The sequence below is a fragment of the Rhodopseudomonas sp. AAP120 genome (assembly GCF_001295845.1).
Classification (GTDB): Bacteria; Pseudomonadota; Alphaproteobacteria; order Rhizobiales; family Xanthobacteraceae; genus Rhodopseudomonas.
In genome coordinates, this window is the sequence record NZ_LJIC01000151.1 from 1 (window position 1) to 14031 (window position 14031).

Consider the following 14031-nt stretch of genomic DNA (forward strand, 5'->3'; position numbering starts at 1 on the left):
CCCCCCCCCCCCCCCCACAAAAAGCCCCCAACAAAAAAGCCCCGGCGCGAGGCCGGGGCTTTGATGGTCGGCACTGACGAGGTGCTTACTCTTTCTGTCCGAGCAGCTGCAGCAGCAGCGTGAACAGGTTGATGAAGTTCAGGTAGAGCGACAGCGCACCGGTGATCGCCGCGCGTTCCGCGACTTCGCCGCCTTCCGACGCGTAGCCGTAGATGTAGTCGTTCTTCAGGCGCTGCGTATCCCAGGCGGTCAGGCCCGCGAACACCAGCACGCCGACCACCGAGACGATGAACTGCAGCATCGAAGAGGCGACGAACAGGTTCACCAGGCTGGCGATCACCACGCCGATCAGACCCATCAGCAGGAACGAACCCATGCCGGTCATGTCACGCTTGGTGGTGTAGCCGTAGAGGCTCAGCGCACCGAACGAGGCGGCGGTGATGAAGAACACCCGCACGATCGAGGTGTGAGTGTACACCAGGAAGATCGACGACAGCGAGATGCCCATCAGCGCCGAGAACGCCCAGAACAGCATCTGCGCGGTCTGCGGCTTCAGCCGGTTGATGCCGAACGAGATGGCGAACACCATCGCCAGCGGGGCGAGGATGAACACCCACTTCAGCGGGCTGACGAACATCGCCACGCCGAACGAGGTCAGCATGGTGTTGCCGACGCGCGCCGCGGCGGCGGTGCTGTCGGTGGTCACGGCGCCCATATAGACGCCCAGAGCGGCCAGGCCGGTGATGGCCAGGCCGATCGTCATGTAGTTGTAGATGCGCAGCATGTAGGCGCGCAGACCGGCATCCACGGTCGCGCTGTCGACGCGACCGGCGGCCCGGCCGAAGGGAGAGGCGTAGTTACGGTCCAAGTCCGACATGGTCGAGATCCTGAGTTGGTTCGGCGCCGCGAAGGGTGGCGAAGCCGATGAAAACTATCCGGACAGTGATGCGCGGCGGACGTTAAGTTCGGGTCACTGAATTCGGTCACTCAATTCGGTCACCGAATTCGGCACCCAGTCGCCGGCGCGCTGTCCGACCCATTCCGATATGTGGGAAACTAACACAATAGGGGCAAGGGTTTATGCGCGGCTGAATGTCGCTCCGCAGCATCGGGGTCCGGACCGCCGGCGCGACTTTGGTCGAAATCGCCGCACTTTCCCGCGCCGGTTGGTGCGGCCGGCCGCCGGGAGAGCGGCCCCGGAGGGCCGCCATGCCGGGCCGCGGCGGCTATAGATTCCGCAGCACGGTCGCGGGTTTTTGGCCGAGCGCCAGCAGGGTGCCGACCAGCCCGAGGCCGACCGTGACGATCAGCGCCGCCACCACCACGCCGGCGGCCGAGCCGGCCTGCCAGACGAAGCTGAGCGTCATCAATCGTGTGACGATGAGCCACGCGGCAACCGAGCCGGCGATCACCCCGAATACCGCGGTGGCGAGCCCGATCATCATGTATTCGAGCGCGAAGGCGCCGATCAGCCGCCCCCGCGTGGCGCCGAGCGTCTTCAGGATCACGGCGTCATAGACCCGGTGGCGGTGGCCGGCCGCCAGTGCGCCGCCGAGCACCAGGATGGCCGAGATCAGTGTCACCGAACTCGCCCCGCGCACCGCCAGCGCCAGATTGCTGACCACGCCGCCGACCGTCTCCAACGCTTCCTTGACCCGGACGCTGGTGACCATCGGGAATTTGTCCGCCACCTGCTTGATCAGCGCGGCGTCGCTCTGCGGCGTGCTGCCGGCCTCGGTCAGCGTGGCGATATGCGTGTGCGGCGCGCCGCGAAACGTGTTGGGCGAGAACACCAGCACGAAATTGATGCCGAGGCTCTGCCAGTCGACGCTGCGCAGATTGCTGATCGTCGCGGTGATCTCGCGGCCCAGCACATTGACCGTGACGGTGTCGCCGATCTTCAGGCCGAGCCCGTCGGCGAGCTTCTTGTCGAACGACACCAGCGGCTTGCCGCTGTAGTCCTTGGGCCACCAATGGCCCTGCACCACTTTGGAGCCGGCCGGCAGGTCGGTCGCGTAAGTGAGCCCGCGGTCGCTCTGCAGCACCCATTCGGCATCCTGGGCGGGCTTGAGGTCCTCGGCACGCACGCCGCGCGCGGCGACGATCCGGCCGCGCAGCATCGGCACGTCTTCCAGCGTCGCGGTCGGGGCAATCTGTTTCAGGAAGGCGCCAAAGCGGTCGGTTTCGCTCGACGGAATGTCGATGAAGAAGAACGCCGGCGCCTTCTCGGGCAACGCGGCGGTGAATTGCCGGCGCAGATTGCCGTCGATCTGCGCGATCGTCACCAGCACGGCGAGGCCGAGGCCGAGCGACAGCACCACCGACGGCGTCAGCGCGCCGGGTCGGTGGATGTTGGCGACGGCAAGCCGCAGCATGGTGATGCGCGAGCGGGGGAGGCGGCGCGCGATCGCCATCAGGGCCGCGGCGACGCCGCGCAGCAGCGCGAACACCAGCACCGAGGCGCCCACGAAGGCGATGGCGACGCGCTTGTCGTAAGCGAGCCCGATCACCACCGCGAGCAGCAGCGCGATCACCGCGCCGATGCCGATGATGTCGTGCGGCCGCGGCCGGTGCGCATCTGCAGTGGCGGCTTCACGGAACAGCGTCGCGACCGGGACGTCGCGGACCTGCGCCAGCGGCCACAGCCCGAACGCCAGCGCGGTCAGCAGACCGTAGATCAGCGACAGGCCGAGCTCGCCCCAATGCAGCGCCGGCACCACCGGCAGCGGCAGCAGTTTGCCGAACAGGCCGACGATGGCGAACGGCAGCGCGGCGCCGAGCAAGAGGCCGATCAGCGAGCCGATCGTCGCCAGCACCAGCACCTGCGTCAGATAGATCGCGAACACGTCGCGCCCGGTGGCGCCGAGCGCCTTGAACGAGGCGATCACCTCGCGGCGGCGATCGATGTGGCTCTTCACCGCATTGGCGACGCCGACGCCGCCGACCAGCAGCGCGGCGAGGCCGACCAGCGTGAGGAACTGCGTGAAGCGGGTGATGGTGCGTTCGAGCTGCGGCGAGGCGTTGCCGCGGCTGCGGATTTCCCAGCCGGCGTGCGGCAGCGCCGCGCGGGTATCGTCGGCGAAGCGGATCGCCGCCTGATCGTCGGCGCGGTTGTCCGGCAGCCGCACCCGATAGATCCAGCGCACCAGGCTGCCGGGCTGTAGCAGCTGCGTGGCGCGCAGCGCCGCCTCGCTGATCAGAAAGCGCGGCCCGAAGCCGACATTGCCGGCGAGCTTGTCCGGCTCCGACTCGACGACACTGCGGATCTCGAAGTTGGCGCTGCCGACGCTGACCCGGTCGCCGACTTTCAGCTCGAGCCGCGCCAGCAGCGCCGCATCGGCCGCCGCCCCGAACGCGCCGTCCCGCTCGGCCAACAGATCGGCCAGCGGCATCGGCGGCGCCAGCTTCAATTCGCCGAGCATCGGATAGAGATTGTCGACCGCCTTGATCTCGACCAGCGCCGACTGCCCCGCCGGCGTCCGCGCCATGCCGCGCATCGTCGCCGCAACAGATACCGGCGCGCGGGCGCGGAGGTAATCGAGCTCCTGCGGCGTCGCCTCGCGCTGGATCAGCGAGAACGCGACGTCGCCCCCTAACAGGGTACGCCCTTCGCGGGCCAGGCCTTCGCCGAGACTCGCGGCGACCGAGCCGACCCCGGCGATCGCCATGACGCCGAGCGCGATGCAGGCGATGAAGACGTAGAAGCCGTTCAGGCCGCCGCGCATCTCGCGCAGCGCGTAGCGGAACGGCAGCGACAGGTTCGCAGCTGCTGCCACAGGTTTGCCGCAAGACTCCAGCGTCGTCATCGGTCAGGCCGAGCGGGCGCGGGCGGTGCCCGGCTGGGTGGTGTCGATCCGTCCGGAGCGCAGCCGGACCACCCGGTCGCAGCGCTCCGCAAGGCCCGTATCGTGCGTCACCAGCACCAGCGTCATGCCGCGTTCGGCATGCTTGGTGAACAGCAGATCGACGATCTGCCGTCCCGTCGCCTCATCGAGATTCCCGGTCGGCTCGTCCGCCACCAGGATCGCCGGATCCGGCGCCAGCGCCCGCGCCAAAGCGACGCGCTGCTGCTCGCCGCCCGAGAGCTGCGACGGATAGTGATGCAGCCGTTCGCCCAGTCCCACCGAAGTGAGTTCGCGCGCGGCGCGGGCCGCCGCATCGCGCTCGCCGGCGAGTTCGAGCGGCACCGCAACGTTTTCCAGCGCCGTCATGGTGGGGATCAGGTGAAAGGACTGAAAGACGATTCCGACCTCGCGGCCGCGGAAGCGCGCTAACGCGTCCTCGCCGAGGCCATTGAAAGCGGTGCCGTTGACCACCACCTCCCCGCTGTCGGGCCGCTCCAGCCCGGCCATGACCATCAGCAGGGTGGATTTCCCCGACCCCGACGGGCCGATCAGGCCGATCGCTTCGCCCTGGGCGACGCGCAGGCTGATGTCCTTGAGGATGTGCACCCGCGCGGCGCCACTGCCCAGCGACAGATTGACGTTCGAAATGGAGATGGAGTCCGGCTGTTGGCCGGGCCGCGATGAGGGTTCGATGAAGCTGTCCATAAGGCTGTCCATGGCTGGTGCATATGGCAATTGTTTCGGTGCGGTCGAGAGGGTTGGCCGCACGTTTGCGTGGGCGATGGTTATCGCGATGTTGTCGTTGATCGGCATGAAGGGCGCGGAGGCGCAGACCCAGCAGCCGCCGTTGAAGGTGGTGGTGCTCGGCGATTCCCTCACGGCAGGTTACGGATTGCCCGCAGATGCGGCCTTCCCGGTCAAGCTGCAGAAGGCGCTGGAAGCCAAGGGCATTCCCACCACCATGATCAACGCCGGCGTGTCGGGCGACACGGCGAGCGGCGGCTTGGAGCGGCTCGACTGGTCGGTGCCCGCCGATGCGGATGCGGTGATCGTCGAACTCGGCGCCAATGATGCGCTACGCGGCACCGATCCCAAGGTGCCTCGTCAGGCGCTGGAGGAGATCGTCAAGCGGCTCAAGGCCCGCAACATTCCGGTGCTGCTCGCCGGCATGCTGGCGCCGCCGAATTACGGGCCGGATTACGCCCGGGAATTCAACGCGATCTATCCCGACCTCGCCAAACAATACGACGTCCCGCTGTATCCGTTCTTCCTCGACGGCGTGGCGACAGTGTCCGGGCTCAACCAGGCCGACGGCATTCATCCGACCGCCGCTGGGGTCGACCGTGTGGTCGCCAATATCCTGCCTACGGTCGAAGCATTTCTTCGAACGGTTGCTGGGCAGAAACGCTGAAAACCCGGCATAAGGCGCGTAAGGGACGGATTGCCCTCAACTTTTTCAACGCCCCGGCGTTGTCACGGTAGCGCTGTTACACAAACCCGCTACAAAATTGACGAAGTGATTCGCCGGACGATTTGCGGGGAGCAAAGTCCCGGACGTCAGGGACAGCCGCCGCGATCGGGCCCAAAAAAGGGGAGTTCCGATGCCGCGTCTGTTCACTGGACTGGAGATCCCCGCCGACATCACCCAGACCCTCTCGATGCTGCGCGGCGGCCTGCCGGGCGCCCGCTGGGTCGAGCCGGAAAACTATCACCTGACCCTGCGGTTCATCGGCGACATCGACGGCGCCACCGCCAACGAGGTCGCTTCGACGCTGTTCCGGGTCAACCGCCGGCCATTCGAGGTGCAGCTGCAGGGGCTGTCGAGCTTCGGCGGCCGAAAGCCCCGCGCGGTGGTGGCCTCGGTGGTGCCGTCCCGGCCGCTGATCGAGCTGCAGGCCGAGCTGGAGCGGCTGATGCAGCGGGTCGGGCTCGACCCCGAAGGCCGCAAATTCACCCCGCACGTCACCCTGGCCTGGCTGCGCGACGTCTCCTGCCAGGACGTCGCCCAATATCTGTCGATCCGGGGCTATTTCCCCACCAGGGCGTTCACGGCCGAGCGCTTCGTGTTGTTTTCGTCCCGGGCCTCGACCGGCGGCGGGCCCTATGTGGTCGAAGCGCCTTACGAGCTCAAATCCCAGGGCGACCACCGGCTGGCCCGGACCGCATAGCTCTCAGCAGCATTCAGTTCTTGCTTTTTGCAGCGCGGTGGGGCGGTAAGAACGTCCATGTCCGCTCCGCGCTCGTTCCGCCACCAATATCAGTCGCTGGTTTCGTCCGGCGCCATCGAGGCCGATCCGGCCCAGGCCCGGGCGGTCGAGGCGCTGGGCGCCCTCGATTCCCTGCTGGCGAGCTACAAGCCACCGAAAAAGCAGGGCTTTCTCGGACGGCTGTTCGGCGGTAGCGATCCCGAGCCGCCGCAGGGGCTGTACGTCCATGGCGAAGTGGGCCGCGGCAAGACCATGCTGATGGACCTGTTCTTCGACACCAGCCCGGTGCTGCACAAGCGCCGCGCGCATTTCCACGAGTTCATGGCCGAGGCCCATGAGCGCATCAATGCGTTCCGGCAGAACATCAAGCGCGGCGAAATTCCCGACGGCGACGTCATCGGCCTGACGGCCGCGTCGATCTTCGATGAAGCGTGGCTGCTGTGCTTCGATGAATTTCACGTCACGGACATCGCCGACGCGATGATCCTGTCACGGCTGTTCGGCAAGCTGTTCGAGCTCGGCACCGTGGTGGTGGCGACCTCGAACGTGGCGCCGGACGATCTCTACAAAGGCGGCCTCAACCGCGCGTTGTTCGTGCCGTTCATCGGCCAGGTGAAGCAGCACATGCAGGTGATCCGGCTCGATGCGCGGACCGATTACCGGCTGGAGAAATTCGCCGGCATGAAGGTCTGGATGACGCCGGACGACGCCGAGGCGACCGCCGCGCTCGACCGCGCCTGGAACCGGATTACCGGCAGTGCCCCCGGTGCGCCGCGTGACATTTCGATCAAGGGCCGGCTGCTGCATATTCCGCGCGCCGATCATCATGTCGCGCGGTTCACTTTCGCCGATCTGTGCGAGAAGCCGCTCGGCGCGTCCGATTATTTGCGACTGGCGCACGAGTACCACACGCTGATCATCGACCACATTCCGGTGATGGACTACGCCGACCGCAATGCCGCCAAGCGGTTTATCGCGCTGATCGATACGCTGTACGACAATGCCGTGAAGCTGATGGCCTCGGCGGCCGCCGAACCGGCAGATCTTTACCGCGCCGACGAAGGCTATGAAGCCATGGAATTCAACCGCACCGTCTCGCGACTGATTGAAATGGGCTCGGAATCTTACCTGGCGCTGCCGCACGGCCGCAGTGACTCCACCGCGACCGGCTCGACTACGGGCCTGGTAGAGACGTGAGGCGTGTTCGCATGGCGGCTGGCCAACAAATGGGCGCGGCGCGACTTGAACGCTCCGGTCGAAAGGGATAACCAGCCAAGCGGATTTCCCACCCCTCCCTCCTTCGGGCTCAAAGGACTGTTTCCCCATGGCGCGTAACAAGATTGCTTTGATCGGCTCTGGTCAGATCGGCGGAACGCTGGCTCACTTGATCGGGCTGAAAGAGCTCGGCGACGTGGTGATGTTCGACATCGCCGAAGGTGTGCCGCAGGGCAAGGCGCTCGACATCGCGGAATCGTCCCCGGTGGACGGTTTCGACTCCAACCTGACCGGCGCCAACTCCTACGAGGCGATCGAAGGTGCGGACGTGGTGATCGTCACCGCCGGCGTGCCGCGCAAGCCGGGCATGAGCCGCGACGACCTGCTCAGCATCAACCTCAAGGTGATGGAACAGGTCGGCGCCGGCATCAAGAAGTACGCGCCGGACGCGTTCGTCATCTGCATCACCAACCCGCTCGACGCGATGGTCTGGGCGCTGCAGAAGGCTTCGGGCCTGCCCGCCAAGAAGGTCGTCGGCATGGCCGGCGTGCTCGACAGCGCGCGCTTCCGCTACTTTCTGGCCGATGAGTTCAACGTTTCGGTCGAAGACGTCACTGCCTTCGTGCTCGGCGGCCACGGCGATACCATGGTGCCGCTGGTGAAGTACTCCACCGTCGCCGGCATCCCGCTGCCGGATCTAGTGAAGATGGGCTGGACCTCGCAGGCGCGTCTCGACGAGATCGTCGACCGCACCCGCAACGGCGGCGCCGAAATCGTCAACCTGCTGAAGACCGGCTCGGCGTTCTACGCGCCCGCCGCCTCGGCGATCCAGATGGCCGAGAGCTATCTGAAGGACAAGAAGCGCGTTCTGCCGGTCGCGGCTCACCTCGGCGGCGAATACGGCGTCAAGGACATGTATGTCGGCGTGCCGGTGGTGATCGGCTCGAAGGGTGTCGAGCGCATCGTCGAGATCGAGCTGGCCGGCAAGGACCGCGAGGCGTTCGACAAGTCGGTCGCCGCCGTGCAGGGCCTGGTCGACGCCTGCAAGAAGATCGCCCCCGATCTGCTGGGGCACTAAGGACCTGAACTGACCGTGGCGCGCTCCCCAAGGGGCGCGCCACAACTCAACCGGCTGGATGCGATCTGGCGAGGGGCAATCGATGAATATCCACGAATACCAGGCCAAAGCGGTGCTGCGCGAATTCGGCGTACCGGTGTCGCACGGCTATCCGATCTTCAAGGCGTCCGAGGCCGAGACTGCCGCCAAGCAGCTCGGCGGCCCGGTGTGGGTGGTGAAGAGCCAGATCCATGCCGGCGGCCGCGGCAAGGGCAAGTTCAAGGAAGCCTCCGCCGGCGACAAGGGCGGCGTGCGGCTCGCCAAGTCGGTCGATGAGGTCAAGGACTACGTCCAGCAGATGCTCGGCGCCACGCTGGTGACGGTGCAGACCGGCCCGGCCGGCAAGCAGGTCAACCGCCTGTACATCGAGGAAGGCTCCGAGATCGACAAGGAGTTCTATCTGTCGCTGCTGGTCGACCGCGCCACCTCGCGCGTCTCCTTTGTGGTCTCCACCGAAGGCGGCATGTCGATCGAGGACGTCGCTCACGAGACCCCTGAGAAGATCGTGTCGTTCACGGTCGATCCGGCCACCGGCATCATGGGCCATCACGGCCGCACCGTCGCCAAGGCACTGAACCTCAAGGGCGATCAGGCCAAGCAGGCCGAAGCGCTGGTGACCAAGCTGTACACCGCGTTCGTCGCCAAGGACATGGAGATGCTCGAGATCAACCCGCTGGTGCTGACCAAGCAGGGCGATCTGAAGTGCCTCGACGCCAAGATCTCGTTCGACGGCAATTCGCTGTACCGCCACCCGGACATCCAGGTGCTGCGCGACGAGACCGAAGAAGACGCCAAGGAAATCGAAGCGTCGAAATACGACCTCAACTACGTCACGCTCGACGGCACCATCGGCTGCATGGTCAACGGCGCCGGCCTGGCGATGGCCACGATGGACATCATCAAGCTGTACGGCATGTCGCCCGCCAACTTCCTCGACGTCGGCGGCGGCGCCAGCAAGGAGAAGGTGACGGCGGCGTTCAAGATCATCACCGCCGACCCGAACGTGAAGGGCATCCTGATCAACATCTTCGGCGGCATCATGAAGTGCGACGTGATCGCCGAGGGCGTGGTTGCTGCCGTCAAGGAAGTCGGACTGTCGGTGCCGCTGGTGGTTCGCCTCGAAGGCACCAATGTCGAAGAGGGCAAGAAGATCATCAAGCACTCCGGCCTCAACGTGCTGCCCGCCGACAATCTCGACGACGCCGCGCAGAAGATCGTCAACGCCGTCAAGGGAGCCTGAGGCCGCGCCGGCCTCGCTCGCTTCCGACCAACCCGTTCGACCGCGAAAGCAACATCGTCCATGTCCATCCTGATCGACAACAACACCAAAGTCATCTGCCAGGGTTTCACCGGCAAGAACGGCACCTTCCATTCGGAAGCTGCGATCGCCTACGGGACCAAGATGGTCGGCGGCACCTCGCCGGGCAAAGGCGGCTCGACCCATTTGGGCCTGCCGGTGTTCGACACCGTCGCCGAAGCCAGGCAGAAGACCGGCGCCGACGCCTCGGTGATCTACGTTCCGCCGCCGGGCGCCGCGGATGCGATCTGCGAGGCGATCGATGCCGAGATTCCGCTGATCGTCTGCATCACCGAGGGCATCCCGGTGCTCGACATGGTGCGGGTGAAGCGCTCGCTGGCCGGCTCGAAGTCGCGGCTGATCGGGCCGAACTGCCCCGGCGTGATGACCGCCGGCGCCTGCAAGATCGGCATCATGCCGGCCAACATCTTCAAGCCCGGCTCAGTCGGCATCGTGTCGCGCTCCGGCACGCTGACCTATGAGGCGGTGTTCCAGACCACCAGCGAAGGCCTCGGCCAGACCACCGCGGTCGGCATCGGCGGCGACCCGGTCAAGGGCACCGAGTTCATCGACGTGCTGGAGATGTTCCTGGCCGACGACAAGACCGAGTCGATCATCATGATCGGCGAGATCGGCGGCTCGGCCGAAGAGGACGCCGCGCAGTTCCTGATCGACGAGGCCAAGCGTGGCCGCAAGAAGCCGACCGTCGGGTTCATCGCCGGCGTCACCGCCCCTCCAGGCCGGCGTATGGGTCATGCGGGTGCGATCATTTCGGGTGGCAAGGGCGACGCCGCGTCGAAAACCGCCGCGATGGAAGCTGCCGGCATCACCGTTTCGCCGTCGCCGGCGCGGCTCGGCAAGACGCTTGCCGAAAAATTGAAGTCCTAATTCAACCCTTGTGTAGTTCCGAGCTTACATTTCCATGAAATTCGGTAAAAGGTGCACTATGTTGCTGATCCGGTAACCGGATCAGCTTATCGCGTGTCCGACGCGATAATTGTAATCAGGAAGCAATCATGTCTCGCCAGGACGCGAATGCCGCTTTCGCCCTCTCTTCGTTTTTGCAGGGCGCCAATGCCACCTATATCGACGATCTCTACTCCCGTTACGAAAACGACCCGTCTTCTGTCGATGCCGACTGGCAGGCATTCTTCCAGAGTCTGAAAGACAATCCGGGCGATATCCAGAAGAACGCCGAGGGCCCGTCCTGGGAGAAGGCGAACTGGCCGCTGACGCCGCGCGACGATCTGACGTCGGCGCTCGACGGCAACTGGGCGCAGGTCGAAAAGAACGTCGGCCAGAAGATTCAGTCCAAGGCTCAGACCAAGGGCGTCGAATTGTCGACCGCCGACGTCAACCAGGCGACGCGTGACTCGGTCCGCGCCCTGATGCTGATCCGCGCCTATCGCATGCGTGGCCACTTCCACGCCAAGCTCGATCCGCTCGGGCTGGAGCCGGCCAAGGATCATGAAGAGCTCGATATCCGCAGCTACGGCTTCACCGAGGCCGATCTCGACCGCAAGATCTTCCTCGATCACGTGCTGGGCCTTGAATACGGCTCGCTGCGCGAGATAGTCGCGATCTGCGAGCGCACCTATTGCCAGACCGTCGGCATCGAGTTTCTGCATATCTCGAACGGCGCCCAGAAGGCCTGGCTGCAGGAGCGGATCGAGGGGCCGGACAAGGAGATCAGCTTCACCCGTGAGGGTCGGCGCGCGATCCTGATGAAGCTGGTCGAAGCCGAGGGCTTCGAGAAGTTCTGCGATCTCAAGTTCACCGGCACCAAGCGGTTCGGCCTCGACGGCGGCGAAGCGCTGATCCCGGCGCTCGAGCAGATCATCAAGCGCGGCGGCAATCTCGGCGTCCGCGAGATCGTGCTCGGCATGCCGCATCGCGGCCGCCTCAACGTGCTGACCCAGGTGATGGGCAAGCCGCACCGCGCGCTGTTCCACGAATTCAAGGGCGGCTCGGCCAACCCCGACGAAGTCGAAGGCTCGGGTGACGTCAAGTATCATCTCGGCGCCTCGTCGGACCGCGAGTTCGACCACAACAAGGTGCATCTGTCGCTGACCGCCAACCCGTCGCATCTCGAGATCGTCGATCCGGTGGTGCTCGGCAAGGTCCGCGCCAAGCAGGACCAGCACGGCGACCTGCCGGAAGAGCGCGTCTCGGTGCTGCCGTTGCTGATGCACGGCGACGCGGCCTTTGCCGGCCAGGGCGTGGTGGCGGAGTGCTTCGCGCTGTCCGACCTGAAGGGCTACCGCACCGGCGGTTCGATCCACTTCATCGTCAACAACCAGATCGGCTTCACCACCTATCCGCGCTACTCGCGGTCGTCGCCCTATCCGTCGGACGTCGCCAAGATGATCGACGCGCCGATCTTCCATGTGAACGGCGACGATCCGGAAGCGGTGGTGTTTGCCGCCAAGATCGCGGTCGAGTACCGGCAGAAGTTCCACAAGCCTGTCGTCATCGACATGTTCTGCTATCGCCGGCACGGCCACAACGAAGGCGACGAGCCGTCGTTCACCCAGCCGTCGATGTACCGCAAGATTGCCGGCCATCCGACCACGCTGGAGATCTACTCGAAGCGGCTGATCGCCGACGGTGTGATCACCGAGGGCGAAGTCGAGAAGGCCAAGGCCGACTGGCGCGCCCGGCTCGACGCCGAGCTGGAAGCCGGCTCGTCCTATCGGCCCAACAAGGCCGACTGGCTCGATGGCAAGTGGGCCGGCTTCAAATCCGCCGATCAGGAAGAAGACCCGCGGCGCGGCATCACGGGGGTCGATCTCAAGACGCTGAAGGAGATCGGCGCCAAGATCACCAAGGTGCCGGAAGGCTTCCGGCTGCACCGCACCGTGATGCGCTTCCTGGAAAACCGCGCCAAGGCGATCGATTCCGGCGTCGGCATCGACTGGGCGACCGGCGAAGCGCTGGCGTTCTGCGCGCTGCTCAACGAGGGCCAGCGCGTCCGCCTGTCGGGCCAGGATTGCGAGCGCGGCACCTTCTCGCAGCGCCATTCGGTGCTGATCGATCAGGAGGACGAGACCCGCTACACGCCGTTCAATCACCTCGGCCCGGATCAGGGCCACTACGAGGTGATCAACTCGCTGCTGTCCGAAGAGGCGGTGCTCGGCTTCGAATACGGCTACTCGCTGGCGGAGCCGAACACGCTGACGCTGTGGGAAGCCCAGTTCGGCGACTTCGCCAACGGCGCTCAGGTGTTGTTCGACCAGTTCATCTCGTCGGGCGAACGCAAGTGGCTGCGCATGTCGGGCCTGGTCTGCCTGCTGCCGCACGGCTACGAGGGCCAGGGTCCGGAGCACTCCTCGGCCCGCCTCGAGCGCTTCCTGCAGATGTGCGCCGAGGACAACATGCAGGTGGTGTACGCCACCACCCCGGCGAACTACTTCCACGCCCTGCGTCGTCAGCTCAAGCGCGAGATCCGCAAGCCCTTGATCATGATGACGCCGAAGTCGCTGCTCCGCCACAAGCGAGCGGTGTCGCGGCTCGACGAACTCGGCCCGGGCACCAGCTTCCACCGCGTGCTGCTCGACGACGCCCAGACCTTGCCGGACGAGAAGATCAAGCTCGTGCCGGACAACAAGATCCGCCGCGTCGTGATCTGCTCGGGCAAGGTCTATTACGATCTCTACGAGGAGCGTGAGAAGCGCGGCATCGATGACATCTATCTGCTGCGCGTCGAGCAGCTCTATCCGGTGCCACTGAAGACGCTGGTGCACGAAATGTCTCGGTTCAAGGATGCCGAGCTGGTGTGGTGCCAGGAAGAGCCACGCAACATGGGCGGCTGGCACTTCATCGAGCCGTATCTGGAGTGGGTGCAGAACCAGGCCGGGGCGACCAACCGTCGCCCGCGTTACGTCGGCCGGCCCGCCTCGGCCGCCACCGCGACCGGCCTGATGTCGAAGCATGTCGCCCAGCTCAAGGCGTTCCTCGACGAGGCGCTGCGCTGAGCCGCGGAAGGGCCGCCGGCGGGCGGCCCTTCGTAATTCCCGAGTATGAATTCACGGGCTGGCGCCGGCACGAGGCCGCCGCGCCGCAAAAGGAAAGCAAACGATGACTGATATTCGCGTTCCGACCCTCGGCGAATCGGTGACCGAGGCGACGATCGGCCGCTGGTTCAAGAAGCCGGGCGACTCGGTGGCGGTGGACGAACCGTTGGTCGAACTCGAAACCGACAAGGTGACCATCGAAGTGCCGGCGCCCTCCGCCGGCACCCTCGGCGAGATCGTCGCCAAGGACGGCGAGACCGTCGCCGTCGGTGCGTTGCTCGGCCAGATCACCGAAGGCGGCGGCGCTGCCAAGCCGGCCGCGGCCGCGCCGGCGCCC

General features: G+C 65.7%; 11 protein-coding genes. 8 read left to right on the forward strand and 3 right to left on the reverse strand.

Translation table 11 applies throughout. From position 1 onward, the window contains the following. Window positions 1–85 precede the first annotated feature (85 nt). The 3 genes from IP86_RS21890 to IP86_RS21900 form a co-directional block, all read right to left on the reverse strand. Window positions 86–877: a Bax inhibitor-1/YccA family protein gene (locus IP86_RS21890; RefSeq protein ID WP_054164548.1), complete on the reverse strand. Its 792-nt coding sequence runs from the start codon at window positions 875–877 to the stop codon at window positions 86–88. Window positions 878–1226: 349 nt separating this feature from the next. Further along, the gene (locus IP86_RS21895) at window positions 1227–3806 is read right to left on the reverse strand and encodes an ABC transporter permease (protein WP_054164549.1); all 2580 of its coding nucleotides are present in this window, start codon (window positions 3804–3806) and stop codon (window positions 1227–1229) included. Window positions 3807–3809: 3 nt separating this feature from the next. Further along, the gene (locus IP86_RS21900; protein WP_054164550.1) at window positions 3810–4550 is read right to left on the reverse strand and encodes an ABC transporter ATP-binding protein; all 741 of its coding nucleotides are present in this window, start codon (window positions 4548–4550) and stop codon (window positions 3810–3812) included. 88 nt (window positions 4551–4638) lie between these two features. Between IP86_RS21900 and IP86_RS21905 the strand changes: the two genes are divergently transcribed. The 8 genes from IP86_RS21905 to IP86_RS21940 form a co-directional block, all read left to right on the forward strand. Then, the gene (locus IP86_RS21905; protein WP_054164557.1) at window positions 4639–5256 is read left to right on the forward strand and encodes an arylesterase; all 618 of its coding nucleotides are present in this window, start codon (window positions 4639–4641) and stop codon (window positions 5254–5256) included. A 190-nt stretch (window positions 5257–5446) separates the two neighbouring features. Further along, window positions 5447–6013, forward strand: a complete 567-nt coding sequence (gene thpR, locus IP86_RS21910) for an RNA 2',3'-cyclic phosphodiesterase (RefSeq protein ID WP_054164551.1) — start codon at window positions 5447–5449, stop codon at window positions 6011–6013. Window positions 6014–6070: 57 nt separating this feature from the next. Next, window positions 6071–7249 (forward strand): cell division protein ZapE, encoded by a 1179-nt coding sequence (zapE, locus tag IP86_RS21915; protein WP_054164552.1) that lies wholly within the window; start codon window positions 6071–6073, stop codon window positions 7247–7249. A gap of 127 nt (window positions 7250–7376) precedes the next feature. Then, window positions 7377–8345, forward strand: coding sequence for a malate dehydrogenase (mdh, locus tag IP86_RS21920; RefSeq protein WP_054164553.1), 969 nt, complete (start codon window positions 7377–7379; stop codon window positions 8343–8345). 82 nt (window positions 8346–8427) lie between these two features. Next, window positions 8428–9624, forward strand: a complete 1197-nt coding sequence (gene sucC / locus IP86_RS21925; RefSeq protein ID WP_054164554.1) for an ADP-forming succinate--CoA ligase subunit beta — start codon at window positions 8428–8430, stop codon at window positions 9622–9624. Window positions 9625–9684: 60 nt separating this feature from the next. Continuing rightward, entirely contained in the window at window positions 9685–10569 is an 885-nt protein-coding gene (sucD, locus tag IP86_RS21930; RefSeq protein ID WP_054164555.1) for a succinate--CoA ligase subunit alpha, read from the forward strand. Between the two features lie 128 nt (window positions 10570–10697). Further along, a complete protein-coding gene (locus IP86_RS21935) occupies window positions 10698–13655 on the forward strand; it encodes a 2-oxoglutarate dehydrogenase E1 component (protein ID WP_054164556.1) in 2958 nt (985 codons plus the stop codon). Between the two features lie 103 nt (window positions 13656–13758). Next, window positions 13759–14031: biotin/lipoyl-containing protein (locus IP86_RS21940; RefSeq protein WP_283804790.1), on the forward strand; the 273-nt coding region annotated here is incomplete at its 3' end.

What these genes read in the sequence shown, in the direction of transcription:
- IP86_RS21890 (WP_054164548.1), bottom strand. Translation starts at nt 877, where the DNA reads ATGTCGGACTTGGACCGTAACTACGCCTCTCCCTTCGGCCGGGCCGCC.
- IP86_RS21895 (WP_054164549.1), bottom strand. Translation starts at nt 3,806, where the DNA reads ATGACGACGCTGGAGTCTTGCGGCAAACCTGTGGCAGCAGCTGCGAAC.
- IP86_RS21900 (WP_054164550.1), bottom strand. Translation starts at nt 4,550, where the DNA reads ATGGACAGCTTCATCGAACCCTCATCGCGGCCCGGCCAACAGCCGGAC.
- IP86_RS21905 (WP_054164557.1), top strand. Translation starts at nt 4,639, where the DNA reads ATGTTGTCGTTGATCGGCATGAAGGGCGCGGAGGCGCAGACCCAGCAG.
- thpR (WP_054164551.1), top strand. Translation starts at nt 5,447, where the DNA reads ATGCCGCGTCTGTTCACTGGACTGGAGATCCCCGCCGACATCACCCAG.
- zapE (WP_054164552.1), top strand. Translation starts at nt 6,071, where the DNA reads ATGTCCGCTCCGCGCTCGTTCCGCCACCAATATCAGTCGCTGGTTTCG.
- mdh (WP_054164553.1), top strand. Translation starts at nt 7,377, where the DNA reads ATGGCGCGTAACAAGATTGCTTTGATCGGCTCTGGTCAGATCGGCGGA.
- sucC (WP_054164554.1), top strand. Translation starts at nt 8,428, where the DNA reads ATGAATATCCACGAATACCAGGCCAAAGCGGTGCTGCGCGAATTCGGC.
- sucD (WP_054164555.1), top strand. Translation starts at nt 9,685, where the DNA reads ATGTCCATCCTGATCGACAACAACACCAAAGTCATCTGCCAGGGTTTC.
- IP86_RS21935 (WP_054164556.1), top strand. Translation starts at nt 10,698, where the DNA reads ATGTCTCGCCAGGACGCGAATGCCGCTTTCGCCCTCTCTTCGTTTTTG.